Annotated in this window: 12 protein-coding genes; 6 read left to right on the forward strand and 6 right to left on the reverse strand. The window is 75.3% G+C overall.

The features are described 5' to 3' along the window. Positions 1-46 precede the first annotated feature (46 nt). From recC to ilvD, 4 genes are read left to right on the forward strand one after another with little or no spacing between them, the layout of a single operon-like run. Positions 47-3,544: an exodeoxyribonuclease V subunit gamma gene (recC, locus tag JUB12_RS17765; RefSeq protein ID WP_205696774.1), complete on the forward strand. Its 3,498-nt coding sequence runs from the start codon at positions 47-49 to the stop codon at positions 3,542-3,544. After that, positions 3,541-6,927 carry a UvrD-helicase domain-containing protein gene (locus JUB12_RS17770; protein WP_205696775.1) on the forward strand — a complete coding sequence of 1,129 codons (3,387 nt, stop codon included), beginning with the start codon at positions 3,541-3,543 and terminating at the stop codon, positions 6,925-6,927. The genes recC and JUB12_RS17770 overlap by 4 nt, the downstream gene beginning before the upstream one ends. Then, positions 6,924-8,777, forward strand: coding sequence for an exodeoxyribonuclease V subunit alpha (gene recD, locus JUB12_RS17775; RefSeq protein ID WP_205696776.1), 1,854 nt, complete (start codon positions 6,924-6,926; stop codon positions 8,775-8,777). Before JUB12_RS17770 ends, recD begins: the two co-directional genes overlap by 4 nt. 9 nt (positions 8,778-8,786) lie before the next feature. Next, complete coding sequence (ilvD, locus tag JUB12_RS17780) at positions 8,787-10,679, forward strand: dihydroxy-acid dehydratase (RefSeq protein WP_205696777.1); 1,893 nt, start codon at positions 8,787-8,789, stop codon at positions 10,677-10,679. On the opposite strand, the gene mug is transcribed toward ilvD, so the two are convergent. The 6 genes from mug to JUB12_RS17805 are packed head-to-tail and all read right to left on the reverse strand — an operon-like array spanning position 10,676 to position 16,905. Continuing rightward, complete coding sequence (gene mug, locus JUB12_RS17785; protein WP_371822344.1) at positions 10,676-11,212, reverse strand: G/U mismatch-specific DNA glycosylase; 537 nt, start codon at positions 11,210-11,212, stop codon at positions 10,676-10,678. The two genes, ilvD and mug, sit on opposite strands and share 4 nt — an antisense overlap. Continuing rightward, positions 11,209-11,454, reverse strand: a complete 246-nt coding sequence (locus JUB12_RS22125; RefSeq protein WP_241004306.1) for a hypothetical protein — start codon at positions 11,452-11,454, stop codon at positions 11,209-11,211. The genes mug and JUB12_RS22125 overlap by 4 nt, the downstream gene beginning before the upstream one ends. Before the next feature lie 32 nt (positions 11,455-11,486). Beyond that, complete coding sequence (locus JUB12_RS17790; RefSeq protein ID WP_205696778.1) at positions 11,487-13,028, reverse strand: carboxyl transferase domain-containing protein; 1,542 nt, start codon at positions 13,026-13,028, stop codon at positions 11,487-11,489. Then, positions 13,025-14,836 carry a biotin carboxylase N-terminal domain-containing protein gene (locus JUB12_RS17795; protein ID WP_241004307.1) on the reverse strand — a complete coding sequence of 604 codons (1,812 nt, stop codon included), beginning with the start codon at positions 14,834-14,836 and terminating at the stop codon, positions 13,025-13,027. The genes JUB12_RS17790 and JUB12_RS17795 overlap by 4 nt, the downstream gene beginning before the upstream one ends. Further along, positions 14,829-15,752, reverse strand: coding sequence for a hydroxymethylglutaryl-CoA lyase (locus tag JUB12_RS17800; protein ID WP_205696780.1), 924 nt, complete (start codon positions 15,750-15,752; stop codon positions 14,829-14,831). The genes JUB12_RS17795 and JUB12_RS17800 overlap by 8 nt, the downstream gene beginning before the upstream one ends. 4 nt (positions 15,753-15,756) lie before the next feature. Next, positions 15,757-16,905, reverse strand: a complete 1,149-nt coding sequence (locus tag JUB12_RS17805; RefSeq protein ID WP_205696781.1) for an acyl-CoA dehydrogenase family protein — start codon at positions 16,903-16,905, stop codon at positions 15,757-15,759. Positions 16,906-16,989: 84 nt separating this feature from the next. On the opposite strand from JUB12_RS17805, the gene JUB12_RS17810 reads away from it, so the two are divergent. Both JUB12_RS17810 and JUB12_RS17815 read left to right on the forward strand, forming a co-directional pair. After that, positions 16,990-17,580, forward strand: a complete 591-nt coding sequence (locus JUB12_RS17810) for a TetR/AcrR family transcriptional regulator (RefSeq protein WP_205696782.1) — start codon at positions 16,990-16,992, stop codon at positions 17,578-17,580. 10 nt (positions 17,581-17,590) lie between these two features. Continuing rightward, positions 17,591-18,769 carry an acyl-CoA dehydrogenase family protein gene (locus JUB12_RS17815; protein WP_205696783.1) on the forward strand — a complete coding sequence of 393 codons (1,179 nt, stop codon included), beginning with the start codon at positions 17,591-17,593 and terminating at the stop codon, positions 18,767-18,769. Positions 18,770-18,834 lie beyond the last annotated feature (65 nt).

The raw sequence follows: 18,834 nt of genomic DNA on the forward strand, positions 1-18,834 counted from the left end.
GTCCCTGTCAGGCTGGCCGCTGGACGGCCGACCCGGGGACCGAGGCATGCTCCACGTCCACCGAGCCGAACGCGCGGATGCGCTGGTCGACGCCCTGCGCGCGGTCCTGGCGGACCCGCCGCAGGACGCGTTCGCGGCCGAGGTCGTGGCGGTGCCCTCCAAGGGCGTGGAGCGGTGGATCGCCCAGCGACTGTCGCACGCGCTCGGGACGTCGGCCGGGCGGGAGGACGGGGTCTGCGCGAACGTCCTGTTCCCGTCGCCGCGGCGGGTGCTCGACGAGGCGGTCGCGGTGGCGGCCGGCGTCGATCCCGAGGAGGACCCGTGGTCGCCCGAGCGGGCGGCCTGGCCCCTGCTCGAGGTCGTCGAGACGCACGCCGGCGAGCCGTGGCTCGCGACGCTCACTGCCCACCTCGACCGGGCGCAGGGCCGCCTGGCGACGGTCCGCCACCTCGCCGGGCTGTTCGACCGCTACGCCCTGCACCGGCCCGAGCTCCTGCGGGCGTGGGCCGCGAGGGACGACGCCGCCGTCCCCGACGCGGCCCGCTGGCAGCCCGAGCTGTGGCGCCGGCTGCGCGAGCGCCTGGGCGTCCCCAGCCCGAGCGAGCGCCTGCCGGGCGCCTGCGCGCGGCTCGAGGCCGAGCCCGACGTCGTCGACCTGCCCGACCGCCTCGCGCTGCTCGGCCTCACCCGCCTGCCCGCCGCCCGCCTGCCGGTGCTCAGCGCGCTGGCCGCCCACCGCGACGTCCACCTCCACCTCCTGCACCCGTCGCCGGCGCTGTGGGACCGCCTCGCCGCCCACCCCGAGCTCGCGGGACCGCTGACCCGCCGCCGCGACGCCCAGGCCGCCGCCCTGCCGCGCCACCCGCTGCTGCGCAGCTGGGGCCAGGACGCGCGCGAGCTGCAGCTCGTCCTGGCCGGCGCCGCCGCGCCGACCGCCGACCACCACCACGCACCTGCGCGCGCGCCAGCCTCCTCCGCCGACGACGCCCCCGCCACGCCGACCCTCTTCGACCTCGACCCGCCGCCCGCGCCCGCAGCTCCCACCACGCTCCTGCACCGCCTCCAGCAGGCCATCCGCGACGACGTCGCCCCGCCCGAGCGCGTGGAGGACCGCCCGCTCCTCGACCCCGCCGACCGCTCGCTGCAGGTCCACAGCTGCCACGGCCGCGGCCGGCAGGTCGAGGTGCTCAAGGACGCCGTCCTGCACCTGCTCGCCGACGACCCGACGCTCGAGCCGCGCGACGTGATCGTCATGTGCCCCGACATCGAGGCCTACGCGCCGCTCGTGCACGCGACGTTCGGCGCGGGGGAGGTCCTCGCCGACGAGGAGGACGACGAGCTCGCCGAGGACGACGACGCCACGGCGACCACCGCGGGACCCGAGCTGCGCGTCCGCCTCGCCGACCGCGCCCTGCGCCAGACCAACCCGGTCCTCGGCGTCGTCGCCCGGCTGCTCGAGCTGGCCGACAGCCGCCTGACCGCCTCCGAGCTCCTGGACCTCGCCGACCGCGAGCCCGTCCGGCGGCGCTTCGTCCTCGACGACGACGACCTCGCGCGCCTCGAGGACTGGGTCGCGACGTCGGGCACGCGCTGGGGCCTGGACACGGAGCACCGCGCGCGCTTCCGGCTGCAGAAGGTCGCGCAGGGCACGTGGGAGGCCGGCCTGGACCGCCTCCTGCTCGGCGTCGCCATGACCGAGGAGGACGACCGCCTCGTGGGCGGCGTCCTGCCGCTCGACGATGTCGGCAGCTCGGACATCGACCTCGCAGGGCGCTTCGCCGAGCTCCTCGCGCGCGTCGAGGACGCCCTGCGTGCCTTCGCCGGAGAGCACCCGCTCGCGCACTGGGTCACCGCGCTGCAGGACGCCGCCGACGCGCTCGCCGCGACCGCCCCGCGCGACGCCTGGCAGCGCCAGGAGCTGGCGGCGATCCTCGCCGACGTGGCCGAGGCCGCGGCCACGCCCGCGACGCCGCTCACGCTCCACGACGTCCGCGCACTGCTCGCCGACCGCCTGCGCGGCCGCCCGACCCGCGCCAACTTCCGCACCGGCCACCTGACGATCTGCACGCTCGTGCCGATGCGCGCGGTGCCGCACCGCGTCGTCTGCCTGCTCGGCCTCGACGACGAGGTCTTCCCGCGCGGCGGCGCGCGCGACGGCGACGACCTCGTCCTGCAGGACCCGCACGTCGGCGACCACGACGGCCGCCTCGAGGACCGCCAGCTCCTGCTCGACGCGCTGATGTCCGCGCAGGACCGTCTGGTCGTGACCTTCGGCGGCAAGGACGAGCGCACGAACGTCCGCCGCCCGCCGGCGGTGCCGGTGGGCGAGCTGCTCGACGTCGTCGACCGCACCGTCCGCGCCCCCGACGGGACGGCGGCCGCCACGCACGTCGTCGTCGAGCACCCGCTCCAGCCCTTCGACCCGCGGGCGTTCGCGGGCGACGGCGAGGGCCCGTGGAGCTACGACGCCACGATGCTCGACGGCGCCCGCGCCCTGATCGCCGAGCGCGTCGCTGCGCCGCCGTTCCTCGACGGCCCGCTGCAGCCGGTCACCGGCCAGGTCGTCGAGCTCGACGACCTCGTGCGCTTCGTCGAGCGCCCGATCGGGTTCTTCCTGCGCCGCCGCCTCGGCGTCCTGCTCGGCCGCCGCGACGACGAGGTCGACGACGCACTGACCGTCGAGGCCGACGGCCTCGAGCGCTGGGCCGCCGGTCAGCGGCTGCTCGAGGCGCGCTTGCGCGGGACGGACCTCGAGACGGCGAGGACCGCCGAGCGCGCCCGCGGCACCCTCCCGCCCGGGGGTCTGGGCGACCGTCTCCTCGACGACCTGAGCACCGACGTCGAGGCGCTCCTCGCGTGCGCGCGCGAGCGCGTCGACCTGACGACCGCGCCCGCGTCGGTCGACGTCCGCGCCACGCTGCCCGACGGACGCCTGCTCGGCGGGACGGTCCCCGGCGTCGCGGGCGAGGTCCTGCGCGCCGTGAGCTTCAGCCGCCTCGGACCGCGCCCGCGCCTGGCCGCCTGGGTGCGCCTGCTGGCGCTGACCGCCACCGACCCGGAGCGCCCGTGGCGCGCCGTGACGATCGGCCGCGCGAGCAGCGACGCCCGGCGCGGCGCGCGCATCTCGGTGGCCGAGGTCCCGCCGCTGCAGCCCGAGCCCGAGGAGCGCGCCGCCGCCGCGGCCGCGCAGCTCGGCGTCCTCGTGGACCTCCTGGACCGCGGCCTGCGCGAGCCGGTCCCGCTCGCCTGCCGGTCCTCGGCCGCCTACGCCGCCGAGCGGCGCACCGGCAAGCGCCCCGAGCAGGCGCTCGTCGCCGCCCGCGACGCCTGGGAGTCGAGCTGGAACCGGCCGGGCGAGGACGCCGACCCCGAGCACGAGCAGGTCTTCGGCGGACGCGCCGCCTTGGTCGACGTCTGGCTGCCGAAGGTCCGCGCCGACGAGCGCGGCGAGGGCTGGCCCGTCGACGAGGACCACCGGTTCGGCGCCTACGCCCGCCGGCTGTGGTCGGGCCTGCTGCTCCACGAGCGCACGGAGGACCTGTGAGGGCGCCTCAGGCGTTCGACGTCTGCGGGGCGCTGCCGACCGGCGTGACGGTCCTCGAGGCGAGCGCCGGGACCGGCAAGACGTACACGATCGCTGCGCTGGCGACCCGCTACGTCGCGGGCGGCGCACGGCTGGACGAGCTGCTGCTCGTGACCTTCACGCGCATGGCCACCGGCGAGCTGCGCGAGCGCGTGCGCGACCGCCTCACGCAGGCCGAGCGCGCGCTCACCGCCGCCCTCGACGCCGGGACCGACCCTGCCGACCGCGTCGACCGCCTCCTCGCCGACGGCACCCGCGACGAGGTCGCGACGCGCCGTGACCGCCTCGGTCGCGCGCTGGCCGACTTCGACGCCGCCACGATCTCCACGACCCACGGCTTCTGCCTCGAGGCGCTCTCGACGCTCGGGGTCGTCGGGGACATCGAGCGCGGCGCCACGGTCACCGAGGACGCGACGGACCTCCTCGACGACGTCGTCGACGACCTCTACGTCCGACGCTTCCACCACGAGCGCGACAAGCCCCCGTTCGACCGCGCGCAGGCCGGCGAGATCGCCCGCGCGGTCGTCCTCAACCCGCAGGCGCCGATCCTCCCCGAGGACCGCGAGGCGGCGCGCTGGCCGCCGGCGATGCGGGCCCGCCTCGCCGAGGTCGTCCGCCTCGAGCTCGACGCGCGCAAGCGGCGCCTGGGCGTCATCACCTACGACGACCTCCTCGTCCGCCTCGACGGCACGCTGCAGGCGCCGGACGGCGGCGCCGCGGCGATCGCGCGCCTGCGCGAGCGCTACCGGATCGTGCTGGTCGACGAGTTCCAGGACACCGACCCCCTGCAGTGGCGGATCGTCGAGGCGGCGTTCGGCAGCGCGCCGCCCGAGCAGGACGCCGCCGAGGGCCGTGCGCTGGTGCTCATCGGCGACCCCAAGCAGGCGATCTACGCCTTCCGCGGCGCCGACGTCCACGCGTACCTCGCCGCCGCGCACGCGGCCGTCGACCAGGCGACGCTGCGCGAGAACTGGCGCAGCGACCAGGACTTCATCTCCGCGCTCGACGCGCTCTTCGACGGCGCCCGGCTCGGCCACGACGAGATCGTCCACCGCCAGGTGCAGGCCGCCGAGCCCAACCGCGGACGGCGGCTGCACGGCGCGCCGGTCCAGGCGCCGCTGCGCGTGCGCGTCGTGCACCGGCGCGACCCGTCGATCGGCACCACGAAGCAGGGCTACGCGCAGCTCAACCCCGCGCGCGAGCACGTCGCCCAGGACGTCGCCGCCGACGTCGTCGCGCTGCTCAGCTCGGGCGCGCAGGTCGAGGGCCGCCCCGTCCGGCCCGGCGACGTCGCGGTGCTCGTGCGCACCCACCGCCAGGCGACGCTCGTCCACGACGCGCTGAGCCGCGCCGACGTGCCCGTGGTGATCAACGGCGCCGGCAGCGTCTTCGCCACCGCACCGGCGGCCGAGTGGCTGACGCTGCTCGAGGCGCTCGAGCGTCCCACCTCGCCGCCGCGGGCGCACACCGCGGCCCGCACGTGCTTCATCGGCTGGAGCGCCCGCCAGGTCGCCGAGGCCGACGACGACGCGTGGGAGACCGTCCACCGCCGGCTGCACGCGTGGGGGCGGGTGCTGCGCACGAAGGGCGTCGCGTCGCTGCTGGAGGTCCTCACCACCGGCGAGCGCCTGCCGGCCCGCGTCCTGCGCGAGCGCGACGGCGAGCGCCGGCTGACCGACCTGCGCCACGTCGCCCAGCTCCTGCACGCCGCGGCGACCGCCGAGCGCCTCGGGACGACCGCGCTGGCCACCTGGCTGCGCGCCCGCATCCGCGCCGCGGCGGCCGAGAGCGGCGACGAGGAGCGCAGCCGCCGCCTCGAGTCCGACGCCGAGGCGGTGCAGGTCCTGACGATCCACCGCAGCAAGGGGCTCGAGTTCCCGATCGTCCACGCGCCCTACCTGTGGGACCCGATCGGCAAGCCGCGCGGCGTGCAGCCGATCGCCTTCCACCACCCGCGCCTGGGGGAGCGGGCGATCGACGTCGGCCTCGAGGGCGAGCTCTACGACGACCACCTGCGCATCGCCACCGAGGAGGAGCGCGGGGAGGACCTGCGCCTCGCCTACGTCGCGCTCACCCGCGCGCGCCACCAGGCGGTGCTGTGGTGGGCGGGCAGCTGGTCCAGCCGCCACTCGGCGCTCAGCCGCCTGGTCTTCCAGCGCGGCGAGCGCGGCCACGTCGCGGCGGAGACCGACGTCCCCGGCGACGACGAGGCGGCCGCGCGCTTCGGCGCCCTGGCGCAGCGCGCGCCGGGCTGCATCGAGGTCGAGCGCTCCGAGCTGCCGGTCGGCCGGCCGCGCTGGGCGGCCCCGGCGGAAGCTGCCCGCGAGCTCGCCGCCGCGACCTTCGACCGTCCGATCGACCTGCGCTGGCGGCGCACGTCCTACAGCGGGATCGTCGCCGGCGCCCACGAGGCGCGGGTGGCCAGCGAGCCGGAGGTCGGGCTGCTCGACGACGAGGCCGAGACCGACGGCCTGCCGGCGGGCGGCGCGGCGGAGCCGGCGCAGGTGGCGGCGCTGCGCGAGCTGCCGGTCGGCCTCGACGCCCAGCCCTCGGGCGTGCACTTCGGCACCCTCGTGCACCGCGTGCTCGAGCTCGCGGACTTCGACGCCCCCGACGCCGAGGCCGAGCTGCGCACCCACGTCGACGCGCAGCTCGCGCGCCGGCCGCTCGACGTCGACGCGCCCGGTCTGGCCCGCGACCTCGCCGCGGTGCTCGAGACGCCGCTCGGCGGCGCCTTCGACGACGTCCGCCTGCGGGACGTCGCCCGGCGCGACCGCCTCGACGAGCTCGACTTCGAGCTGCCGCTCGCGGGCGGCGACACGGCGCGGGGCCGGGTCCTGCTCGACGCGGTCGCCGCCGTCCTGGCCGCCCACACGCCGGCCGGCGCGCCGCTGCACGGCTACGCCGGGCAGCTCGCCGACGAGCGCCTCGCGCGGGAGCTGCGCGGCTACCTCACGGGGTCGATCGACCTCGTCCTGCGCCTGCCCGGCGAGCGCTTCGTCGTCGTCGACCACAAGACCAACCGCCTCGCCGCGCCCGCCGAGCCGCTCACCGCGTGGCACTACCGGCCCGGGGCCCTGGACGCCGCGATGCAGGAGGCCCACTACGGGCTGCAGGCCACGCTGTACTCGGTGGCGCTGCACCGCTACCTGCGCTGGCGCCTGCGCGGGTACGACCCCGACCGCCACCTCGGCGGCGTGGCCTACCTGTTCCTGCGCGGGATGACCGGCGCCGCCACGCCGACCGTCGACGGCGCGCGCGTCGGCGTGTTCGCGTGGACCCCGCCGCCCACGATGGTCGCCCAGCTCAGCGACGTCCTCGACCGCGGGGGCGCCGTCGCATGACCGCGCCGGTCCACGAGGACCCGTTCGACGTCCGCCTCGTCCGCGGCGCCACCGGCCTGCTCGAGGCGTTCAACGCCGCAGGCGTCCTCGTCGCCGCCGACGTCCACGGCGCCACGCGGCTGCTGCGCCTGGCCGGCGAGGACGACGAGCGCGTCGCGCTGGCCGCCGCGCTCGCGGTTCGCGCGCCGCGGGCGGGCCACGTCTTCGCCGACCTCGCGGACGTCGGCGCCACCACGGTGGTCGACACCGACGAGCCGGTCGACGTCGCGGCGCTGCCGTGGCCGGCGACCGACGGCTGGGTCGCGGCGGTGGCGCAGAGCGGGCTCGTGGCGGTGGGGGAGGACGACGACCCCGGACGCGCAGCCCGGCCGCTGCGCCTCGTCGGCACGCGCCTCTACCTGGACCGCACGTGGCGCGAGGAGCGCCAGATCGCGGCCGACCTGCAGCGGCTCGCCGCCACCGCGCCGGCGGCCGTCGACGAGGCGCTGCTGCGCGACGGCCTCGCGCGGCTCTTCACCGACGACCGGCAGGCCCAGGCCGGCGCGACCGCCGTGCGCCAGGGCCTGGCCGTCGTGGCCGGCGGGCCGGGCACCGGCAAGACGACGACCGTCGCCCGCGTCCTTGCGCTCCTGGTCGAGCAGGCCGCCGCGGCCGGCGGGACGCCGCCGCTGATCGGCCTCGCCGCCCCGACGGGCAAGGCGGCGGCGCGGCTGCAGGAGGCCGTCCACCAGGCGGCCGCCGAGCTGCCCGTCGCCGGCGCGGTCCGCGAGCGCCTGCTCGCCCTCGACGCCGTCACGCTGCACCGCCTGCTGGGCTGGCGGCCCGACAGCCGCAGCCGCTTCCGCCACCACCGCGCCAACCGGCTGCCCTATGACGTGGTCGTGGTCGACGAGACCTCCATGGTCTCGCTGTCGCTGATGGCCCGGCTGGCCGAGGCGGTCCGCGGCGGCGCGCGCCTGGTGCTCGTCGGCGACCCCGGCCAGCTGACCTCGGTCGAGGCGGGCGCCGTGCTCGGCGACGTCGTCGGGCCGGCGGCGACGGGCGCGCCGGCGGGCGGCGTGATGGGGCAGCGCGTCGTGGTCCTCGAGCGCGTGCACCGCTTCGGCGAGGAGATCGGCGCGCTGGCCGAGGCGATCCGCCGGGGGGACGCAGACGCGACCGTCGACCTCCTGCGCGCCGGGGGCGAGGCGGTCACGTGGATCGCCGACGACGCCGGTGCGCCCGAGGACCCGGCGGCGCTCGACGGCGTGCGGCGCCTCGTCGTCGACGCGGGCCGCGCGGTCCACACGGCCGCCCACGCCGGTGACGCCGTGGGCGCGCTGGCGGCGCTGGGCGCCGTGCGGGTCCTGTGCGCCCATCGCCGCGGCGCCCACGGCGTCGCGCAGTGGACCGCGCGGATCGAGGGCTGGCTCACGGCCGAGGTCGAGGGCTTCTCCGCGCGGCGGCGCTGGTACCCCGGCCGCCCGGTCCTCGTCACGGAGAACGACCACGAGCAGCGGCTCTACAACGGCGACACCGGCGTCGCCGTCGCCCGTCCCGGCGGGCGCCTGCGCGTGGCCTTCGAGCGCCGTGGCGAGGTCGTCCTGGTCAGCCCGACCCGCCTGCGCGCGGTCGACTCGCTGCACGCGATGACGATCCACAAGAGCCAGGGCTCGCAGGTCGGCACGGCGGTCGTCCTCCTGCCCGACGCCGGCTCGCGCATCCTCACGCGGGAGCTGCTCTACACCGCGGTCACCCGGGCGCAGGACCGGCTGGTGCTCGCGGGCACCGAGGAGGTCGTGCGGGCCGCTGTCGAGCGCCCGGTCGCCCGCGCCTCGGGACTGGGCGAACGGCTGTGGCGGCTGTCCTAGACTCGTCGGATGCCCCAGCTGCGCTCGCGCACCGTCACCCACGGCCGCAACATGGCCGGCGCCCGCGCCCTGCTGCGCGCCGCCGGCGTGGCCCGGGAGGACTTCGGCAAGCCGATCGTCGCGGTCGCGAACTCCTACACGCAGTTCGTGCCGGGGCACACGCACCTCAAGCCGGTGGGCGAGATCGTCGCCGACGCGGTCAAGGCCGCGGGCGGCATCCCGCGTGAGTTCAACACGATCGCCGTCGACGACGGCATCGCGATGGGCCACGGCGGGATGCTCTACTCGCTGCCCTCGCGCGACCTGATCGCCGACAGCGTCGAGTACATGGTCAACGCGCACTGCGCCGACGCGCTGGTGTGCATCTCCAACTGCGACAAGATCACCCCGGGGATGCTCAACGCCGCCCTGCGGCTCGACATCCCGACCGTCTTCGTCTCGGGCGGTCCGATGGAGGGCGGCACCGCGGTCCTGGTCGACGGCACGGTCCGCAAGCGCGTGAACCTCGTGACGGCGATCGCCGACGCCGTGGCCGACGAGGTCTCCGACGAGGACATCGCCATCATCGAGGAGTCGGCGTGCCCGACGTGCGGCTCGTGCAGCGGCATGTTCACGGCGAACTCCATGAACTGCCTCACCGAGGCGCTGGGCCTCGCGCTGCCGGGCAACGGCTCGACGCTGGCCACGCACACCGCGCGCAAGGAGCTCTACGAGGCGGCCGGCCGCACCGTCGTCGAGATCGCGCACCGCTTCTACGACGAGGACGACGCCTCGGTCCTGCCGCGCAACGTCGCCACGCGCGCGGCCTTCGAGAACGCGATGACGCTCGACGTCGCGATGGGCGGCTCGACGAACACGGTCCTCCACATCCTCGCCGCCGCCCAGGAGGCCGAGCTCGACTTCACGATGCAGGACATCGACGCGCTCTCGCGGCGCGTCCCGTGCCTGTGCAAGGTCGCCCCGAACGGGACCTACCTCATGGAGGACGTGCACCGCGCGGGCGGCATCCCGGCGATCCTCGGCGAGCTGCGCCGGGGCGGCCTGCTGCGCGAGGACGTCACCACCGTCCACTCCCGCTCCGTCGACGAGTGGCTGGACACGTGGGACATCCGCAGCGGCAAGGCGAGCGCCGACGCGCTCGAGCTCTTCCACGCCGCGCCGGGCTGCAGGCGCTCGGCGGAGGCCTTCAGCCAGTCCGAGCGCTGGGAGTCGCTGGACACCGATGCCGCCGACGGCTGCATCCACGACGTCGAGCACGCCTACTCGGCCGACGGTGGTCTGGCGATCCTCTACGGCAACCTCGCGGTCCGCGGCAGCGTCGTGAAGACCGCGGGCGTCGACGAGTCGATCCTGCAGTTCAGCGGGCCGGCGGTCGTCGTCGACTCCCAGGAGGCGGCGGTCGACCTCATCCTCGGCGGCGGCGTGAAGGAGGGCGATGTGGTCGTCATCCGCTACGAGGGCCCCCGCGGCGGACCGGGGATGCAGGAGATGCTCTACCCGACCTCCTACCTCAAGGGCCGCGGCCTGGGCAAGGCGTGCGCGCTCATCACCGACGGGCGCTTCTCGGGCGGCACGAGCGGCCTGTCCATCGGCCACGTCTCGCCCGAGGCGGCCTCCGGCGGCGCCATCGCCCTCGTCGAGGACGGCGACCGCATCGACATCGACATCCCGAACCGCCGCCTCGAGCTCGTCGTCTCCGAGGAGGAGCTGGCCGAGCGCCGCGAGCGCCTCGAGGCCGGCGTCGGCTACGTCCCGGCCGCCCGCGACCGCGTCGTCTCCCCGGCGCTGCGCGCCTACGCCGCGATGGCCACCTCGGCCGACACCGGCGCGGTGCGCGACGTCAACGCCGTCGAGCGCGCCGTGGCCGCGGCCGCGCGCGCCAGCGAGCCGACACTGAGCTAGAGCCCGTCCGCGTAGGCGCGCGCCTCGCCGTAGAGGCGGGCGAAGTCCGCGGGCTTGTAGTGGGCGTTGAGGCCCGAGGGGTTCGGGAGGACCCAGACGGGACGGCCGCCGATGGTGTCCTCCTGCAGGCCGACAGCGGCCTTGGTGCGGCCGAAGGCGACGCGGTAGGCGACCAGGCCGAGCATGGCGACGAGGCGGGGGCGGCTGTCGGCGACGGTGTGCTCCAGCTCCATCGCCCCGGCCAGCAGCTCCTCGCGGCGCAGCTCGTCCGCCGCGCGGGTGGGGCGCGAGGCGATGTTCGTCACGCCCACGCCGAAGGACGGCAGCAGGCCGTCCTCCTCGGGCTTGAGGAGCCGGGGCGTGAAGCCCGCGGCGTGGATCGCCGGCCAGAAGCGGTTGCCGGGGCGGGCGAAGTGGTGGCCGACCTGCGCGGAGCGCAGCGACGGGTTGATGCCGACGAAGAGGACGCGCAGGCCCGGGCCGACGATCGGCCCGAGCTTGCCGCCGGACGGTGTCGCTCCCGCGCCGCTCAGAGCACGAGGATGATGATCAGGATGATCAGGAGCGCCGTGATGGAGATGTGGACGGGGCCGATCTTCATGGCGCCGTCGTACCCCGCGCGGCGGCGCGCCAGCGCTCGGACGCTCGTCCAGCGCGAACCGTGATGGAGTGTCGACGCGCCAGCGAACGGTGACGCGACCGTCACCCTGGAGTTCGCCGTCTCAGAGGCGGTCAACTCCAGGGTGACGAGCAGGCAGCCCGTGAGGACGCGCAACCGCCGCCTCGACGAACCGCCCGCCGCGCCGCCTACATCCGGAAGACGCCGTAGCCCAGCTCGCCCAGCGGCGCGCCCGCGCAGGCAGCCAGCGCCTGGGCGAGCACCGACCGCGTCGCGCGCGGGTCGATGACGCCGTCGTCCCAGAGGCGCGCGGTCGAGTAGATCGGCTTGCCCTGGTGCTCGTACTGGTCGCGGAGCTTCGCGCCGACCTCGGGCTGGCCGACCTCGGTCATGACCGTCGCGGCCTGCTCGCCGCCCATGACCGAGATCCGCGCGTTGGGCCACATGAACAGGAAGCGCGGGGCGTAGGCGCGGCCGCACATGCCGTAGTTGCCGGCGCCGAACGAGCCGCCGACGACGACGGTGAGCTTCGGCACCCGCGCGGTCGACACCGCGGTGACGAGCTTCGCGCCGTCCTTGGCGATGCCGCCGGCCTCGTAGTCGCGCCCGACCATGAAGCCGCTGATGTTCTGGACGAAGAGCAGCGGGATGCCGCGGCGGTCGCAGAGCTCGATGAAGTGCGCGCCCTTGAGCGAGGACTCGCTGAAGAGGATCCCGTTGTTGGCGAGGATCCCGACGGGGTGGCCGTCGAGGTGGGCGAAGGCGCAGACGAGCGTCTCGCCGTAGAGCGCCTTGAACTCCTGCAGCTCGCCGCCGTCGACGACGCGGCGCAGCAGGTCGCGCACGTCGTAGGGCGTCCGGGTGTCCGTCGGGACGAGGTCGAGCAGCCCCTCGGGGTCCTCGAGCGGGGGCCGCGAGGCGATCCGCTCCCACGGCGGCACCGGCGACGCGGGCAGCGTCGCGACGATCCCGCGCACGATCTCCAGCGCGTGGTCGTCGTCCTCGGCGAGGTGGTCGACGACGCCCGACTGGCGGGCGTGCAGCTCGCCGCCGCCGAGCTCCTCGGCGGTGACCTCCTCGCCCGTCGCGGCCTTCACCAGCGGCGGGCCGCCCAGGAAGATCGTGCCCTGCTCGCGGACGATGACCGTCTCGTCGCTCATCGCCGGCACGTACGCGCCGCCCGCGGTGCACGAGCCCATGACGCACGCGATCTGCGGGATCGCGAGCTTCGACATCGTCGCCTGGTTGAAGAAGATGCGCCCGAAGTGCTCGCGGTCGGGGAAGACGTCGTCCTGCATCGGCAGGAAGGCGCCCCCCGAGTCCACGAGGTAGACGCACGGCAGGCGGTTGTGGAGGGCGACCTCCTGCGCGCGCAGGTGCTTCTTGACGGTGATGGGGTAGTACGTGCCGCCCTTGACCGTCGCGTCGTTGGCGACGACCACGACCCGCCGGCCGTGCACGACGCCGACGCCCGTGACGATGCCCGCGCCCGGCGCCGCGCCGTCGTAGAGCTCCTCGGCCGCCAGCGGCGAGAGCTCGAGGAACGGCGCGCCCGGGTCGCACAGCCGCTCGACGCGCTCGCGCGCCAGGAGCTTGCCGCGCGCGTGGTGGCGGTCGACCGCCTTCTGGCCGCCGCCGGTCCGGACACGCTCGAGGCGCGCCTCGAGGTCGGCCAGCAGCTCGAGGTGGGCCGCGCGGTGGCCCGCCGGAGCCTGCGCCTGCGCGCTCACGCCGTCACCGCCACGAGCGGCTGGCGGTGGGTGACCCGGTCGCCCTCGCTGAGCGCGAGCCCCTCGACCGTGCCCGCGTGGGGCGCGGTGATCGACAGCTCCATCTTCATCGACTCGAGCACGAGCAGCACATCGCCCTCCTGGACCTCGTCGCCGTTGGCGACCTTCACGAGCAGGACCGTCCCCGGCATGGGCGCCTCGAGCGAGCCCTGCACGCCGCCGGCGCCGGACCGGTCGGCGCGCCTGGTGCGCGCCTCGAGGTGGTGGCCGTCGCGGGCGATCCACACCGCGTCGTCGCTGACCTCCACCGCGTAGCGGCGCGCGACGCCGTCGAGCTCGACGCGCACGTGGCCGTCGTCGAGCACCCGCACGTCACCGCGCCACGACCGTTCGCCGACGCGCACGACGCCGTCGGCCACCCGGGCCTCGCCGTCGTCGAAGACCCGGCGCCAGGGACCCTCGGGCGTCGCCGTCCCCGCCGCCGCCAGCGCCGCGGCGGGCAGCAGGTCCTCGGGCGCCGCGAAGTCCGTCTCCTCCAGCACCCGCTCGAGCAGACCGGTGTCCTGCTGGCCGGCGCGGACGTCCTCGCGCGCGAGCAGCTCGCGGGTGAACGACGCGTTGGTGGCCACCCCGAGGACCTCGAGCTCGGCCAGCGCGCGATCCAGGCGGCGCAGCGCGGTCGGGCGGTCGGGCCCGTGGGCGATGACCTTGGCCAGCAGGGGGTCGTAGGACGTGCCGACCTCGACGCCCTCCGCGACGCCGGCGTCGACCCGCACGCCCTCGGGCACCCGCCAGCGCCGGACCGTCCCGGCGGCGGGGAGGAACCCGTTGGCGGGGTCCTCGGCGTACAGCCGCGTCTCGACCGCCCACCCCGACGGGGCGTCGCCCGACAGGCTCTCCGGCAGCGGCTCGCCGGCCGCCACGCGCAGCTGCAGCTCCACGAGGTCGACGCCGTGGACGAGCTCGGTGACCGGGTGCTCGACCTGCAGGCGCGTGTTCATCTCGAGGAAGAAGAACTCCGACGCGTCGGCCGTCGCGATGAACTCGACGGTGCCCGCGCCCTCGTACCCGCACGCCGCCGCCAGCGCGACGGCCGCCTCGCCCATCCGCGCGCGCAGGTCGGCGTCGACCACCGGGGAAGGCGCCTCCTCCACGACCTTCTGGTGGCGGCGCTGCAGCGAGCACTCGCGCTCGCCGAGGTGCACGACGCGCCCGTGCTGGTCGGCGAGCACCTGGACCTCGATGTGGCGGGGACGCTCGACCCAGCGCTCGACGATCACGCGGTCGTCGCCGAAGGCGGCACGCGCCTCGCGCTGCGCGGCCTCCGTCGCGGCCTGCAGCTCGTCGGCGGAGCGCACGACGCGCATGCCCTTGCCACCACCGCCCGCGACCGCCTTGACGACCACCGGATACCCGCCGTCGTCGCCTGCGGGGACGACCGGCACCCCGGCCTGCGCCGCGGCGTCCTTGGCGCGGCCCTTGTCGCCCATGAGCTCGATCGCCGCCGGCGGTGGGCCGACCCACGTCAGCCCCGCGTCGACGACGGCCTTCGCGAACCCCGCGTTCTCGCTCAGGAAGCCGTAGCCGGGATGGACCGCCTGCGCGCCCGACACGGCCGCGGCGCGCAGCAGCTCGTCGACCTCGAGGTAGGACGAGATCCGCACCGCGACGTCGCAGGCGTCGACGTGCACCGCGCCCGCGTCGACGTCGGTGAACACCGCGACGGTCCGCAGCCCCAGCGCCCGCGCGGTGCGCGCGACGCGCACCGCGATCTCGCCGCGGTTGGCGATGAGCAGCGGCTCACGCACGGGCGTGCCAGTCGATCGGCCCGGCGACGAGCGTGTGGGACCCGAGCGGGCGCCCGAGGACGTCGCGCACCGCCCGCGCCGCATCGAGCAGCGCCTCGAGGTCGATGCCCGTCTCGCAGCCCATCTCGTGCAGCATCGAGACGAGGTCCTCGGTGGCGATGTTGCCCGTCGCGCCCGCCGGCACGGGGCAGCCGCCCAGCTCGCCGAAGCTCGACTCGAACGACGTGCACCCCGCGTCCAGCGCCGCCACGACGTTCGCCAGCCCCTGGCCCCGCGTGTTGTGGAAGTGGGCCGTGAGCTCGATGCCGGGCAGCGCCTGCGCGGCGTCGCGGAAGAACTGCGCGACCTGCCGGGGGTTGGCCATCCCGGTCGTGTCGCCGAAGGCGATCTCCTGCGCGCCCGCCGCGACCAGCCGCTGGGCGATCTCGAAGACGCGCGCCGGGTCGACGTGGCCCTCGTAGGGACAGCCGAAGGACGTCGAGATGACCCCCTCGGCCCGCAGCCCCTCGCCGACGGCGCGCCCGATCACCGTCTCGAGCCCGGCCAGGGACTCCTCGACCGTGCGGTTGACGTTCTTGCGGTTGTGGGTCTCGGAGGCGCTGAGGAAGCAGTTGACCTCCTGGAAGCGCGACCGGTGGGCCAGCGCGTTGTCCAGCCCCCGCTCGTTGGGGATGAGCACCGTGACCGCGACGTCGTCGGGCACGTCGATGCGCTCGAGCACCTCGGGGCCGTCGGCGAGCTGGGGGATGACGTCGGCCCGGACGAAGCTCGTGACCTCCAGGCGCTGGACGCCCGTGCGCGCGAGCCGGTCGACCAGCGCGACCTTGTCGTCGGTCGCGATGACCTCCGGCTCGTTCTGGAAGCCGTCGCGGGGACCGACCTCGCGGATGCGGACCTGCTGGGGCTCGCCGGCCACCGGGTCAGGCCCCCAGGGCGCGGGCGATGACCATCTGCTGCACCTCGTCGGTCCCCTCGCCGATCGTGAGGATCTTCGCGTCCCGGTAGAAGCGGCAGACGGGGTACTCCTCGATGTAGCCGTAGCCGCCGTGGATCTGCACGGCCTCCTCGGAGGCCTTCACCGCCAGGCGGCCGGTCTTGAGCTTGGCCTGCGCTGCGGTGAGGGTGAAGTTGCGCCCCTGGTCCTTCTCCCAGGCCGCCTTGTAGGTCAGCAGCCGGGCGGCCTCGAGCTCGACGCTCATGTCCGCGAGCTTGGCCTGGATCGTCTGGAACTTCGACAGCGACTTGCCGAAGGCGCGGCGCTCCTTGGCGTAGGCCAGCGCCTGGTCCAGCGCCCCCTGCGCGAGGCCGACGCCCATCGCCGCCACGCCGATGCGCCCGATGTCGAGGATGTGCAGGAACTGCTTGAAGCCCTGGCCGCGGACGCCGAGGAGGTTCTCCGTCGGGACCTCGCAGTCGGTGAACGTGAGCGGCCGCGTGTCCGAGGCGTTCCAGCCCATCTTGCGGTACGGCTGGCCCTGCTCGTAGCCCGGCGTGCCGTACGGGACGATGAGGTTCGAGACCTCCTTCTTGCCGTCCGGGCCGGTGCCCGTGACGGCGGTGATCGCCACGTGGCCGGAGATGTCGGTGCCAGCGTTGGTGATGAACTGCTTGGCGCCGTTGATCGTGAAGACGCCGCCACGCTCGTTCGCGCGGGTGTGGACGTTGCCGGCGTCCGAGCCCGCCTCGGGCTCGGTGAGGCCGAAGGACCCGAGCTTGCGCCCCGCGCAGAGGTCGGGCATGAGCTCCTCCTTCTGGCGCGCGTTGCCGAAGAGGTTGATCGGCTGCGTGCCCAGCGACGTGTGCGCGCACATCGTGATCGCCACCGACGAGTCGACGCGCGCGAGCTCCTCGACGGCCAGCGCGTACTGCAGCGACGTGCCGCCGGCGCCGCCCACGTCCTCGGCGAACGGGATCCCCATCCACCCGAGCTCGCCCATCTTCGCCACGAGCTCGTAGGGGAAGGCCTTGGTGCGGTCGAGCTCCTCGGCCTGCGGCGCCACCTCGCTGTCGGCGAAGTCGCGGACCGTGCGCCGCAGCAGCTCGGTGTCGTCGTCCAGGTCGAAGTGCACGGCGCGACTGTAGCGCAGAAGTCCGAATGACGATTCGAAGTTCGACTCGCCGTTCGGAATCCGGGCCGCTACAGTCCCGCCCTCTTGGCCACGCCGCCGACACGCCCCGCGCTGCGCGCCCGCTACGACCGCCGGCGCCAGGAGGTCGTGCTCGCGGCGGCCCGCGTGTACGCCACGCGCGGCTACGAGCAGACGACCATGCAGGAGCTGGCCGAGGAGGCCGGCATCGCCGCCGGCGGCCTCTACCACTACGTCGGGTCCAAGGAGGCGCTGCTCATCGCGATCTGCGACCAGCTCATGGACCCGCTGCTCGACGACGCCCGCGCGCTGCTCGAGGCCGACCAGGCGCCCGAGGAGCAGCTGCGCGCGCTCGTGCGCCTGTGGGTCGCCCACGTCGTCGAGCACCGCGACCACCTGCTCGTCTTCCAGCAGGTCCGCCACGTCGTCGAGCGCGGCGAGCAGTGGAAGCAGGTCCGCGCGGCGCGCAAGGCCTTCGAGCGCCTCGTCGAGGACGTCCTGGACCGCTGTGGCTCCGAGCTCGTCGACCGCCGCCTGGCGCTGTCCGCGCTGCTGGGCATGGTCAACCACACCGCCCAGTGGTTCCGGCCCCGCGGGCGGCTGAGCCCCGAGGAGGTCGCCGACGGGTACTGCGACCTGCTGCTCGGCGGGGACTAGGGTTGACGGCGTGTCCGCCACCACCGCACCGCCCGTCCTCCCGCTCGTCGAGTCCGACGAGGAGCAGCTGCTGCGCCAGGGCGTGGCCGGGGTCGCCTCGCAGTTCGGCCCGGCCTACATGCGCGACCGCAACGAGGCGGGCGAGCCGCCGACCGAGCTGTGGGACGCGCTGGCCGAGAAGGGCTACCTCGGGGCCAACATCCCGGAGGAGTTCGGCGGCGGCGGGCTGGGCATGCGCGGCCTGGCGATCGTCGGCGAGGAGATCGCCCGTGCCGGCTGCAGCCTCCTGCTCATCGTCGTGTCGCCCGCGATCGCCGGGTCGATCCTCACGCGCCACGGCAACCCCGAGCAGCAGGACCGCTGGCTGCGCGGCATCGCCGCGGGCACGACGAAGCTCGCCTTCGCCATCACGGAGTCCGACGCCGGCTCGAACTCCCACAACCTGGCCACGCACGCGCGCAAGGCCGGCTCCAAGTGGGTGCTCAACGGCCAGAAGACCTACATCTCGGGCGTGGAGGACGCCGACGGGATCCTCGTCATCGCACGGCGCAAGCTCGACGACGGCTCGCTCGGGCTGCCGCTGCCGCTCATCGTCGACGTCGACGCGCCGGGCCTCACCCGCCAGCACATCCCGACGGCGCTGCGCAACGCCGACAGGCAGTGGACGCTGTTCTTCGACGACGTCGAGGTCGACGAGGACCGGCTCATCGGCGGCGAGACCGGCGGGCTGGGCGCGATCTTCGACGGGCTCAACCCGGAGCGGATCATGGGCGCGGCGATCACGGTGGGCGCCGGCGACCTCGCGCTCAAGCGCGCCGCCGAATACGCGCGCGAGCGCGTCGTGTGGAAGACGCCGATCGGCGCGCACCAGGGCATCTCGCACCCGCTGGCCCAGTGCGCGATCGAGCTCGAGCTCGCGCGCACCCAGACGTGGAAGGCGTGCGCGCTGTACGACGCCGGGCTGCCCGCGGGCGAGGCGTGCAACATCGCGAAGTACGCGGCCGCCGAGGCCGCGATCAGGTGCGTCGACCAGGCCATCCAGACCCACGGCGGCAACGGCGTCGCCCTCGAGTACGGCCTCACGGACATGTACTGGGGCGTACGACTGACCCGTACTGCCCCGGTGAGCCGCGAGATGATCCTCAACTACGTCGCCGAGCACACGCTCGGACTGCCGAAGTCCTACTGATGACGCAGGTGGCGCGGCGGGGGCCCGCCGCGCCGCGATGAGGACCTCCGCTCGCTAGGGTCGCC

Origin of the sequence: Conexibacter sp. SYSU D00693, assembly GCF_017084525.1 — a bacterium.
Lineage (GTDB): Bacteria > Actinomycetota > Thermoleophilia > Solirubrobacterales > Solirubrobacteraceae > Baekduia.

Excerpts from the sequence above, each read along its gene's own strand:
- recD (WP_205696776.1), top strand. The coding sequence starts at position 6,924 with ATGACCGCGCCGGTCCACGAGGACCCGTTCGACGTCCGCCTCGTCCGC.
- recC (WP_205696774.1), top strand. The coding sequence starts at position 47 with ATGCTCCACGTCCACCGAGCCGAACGCGCGGATGCGCTGGTCGACGCC.
- ilvD (WP_205696777.1), top strand. The coding sequence starts at position 8,787 with ATGCCCCAGCTGCGCTCGCGCACCGTCACCCACGGCCGCAACATGGCC.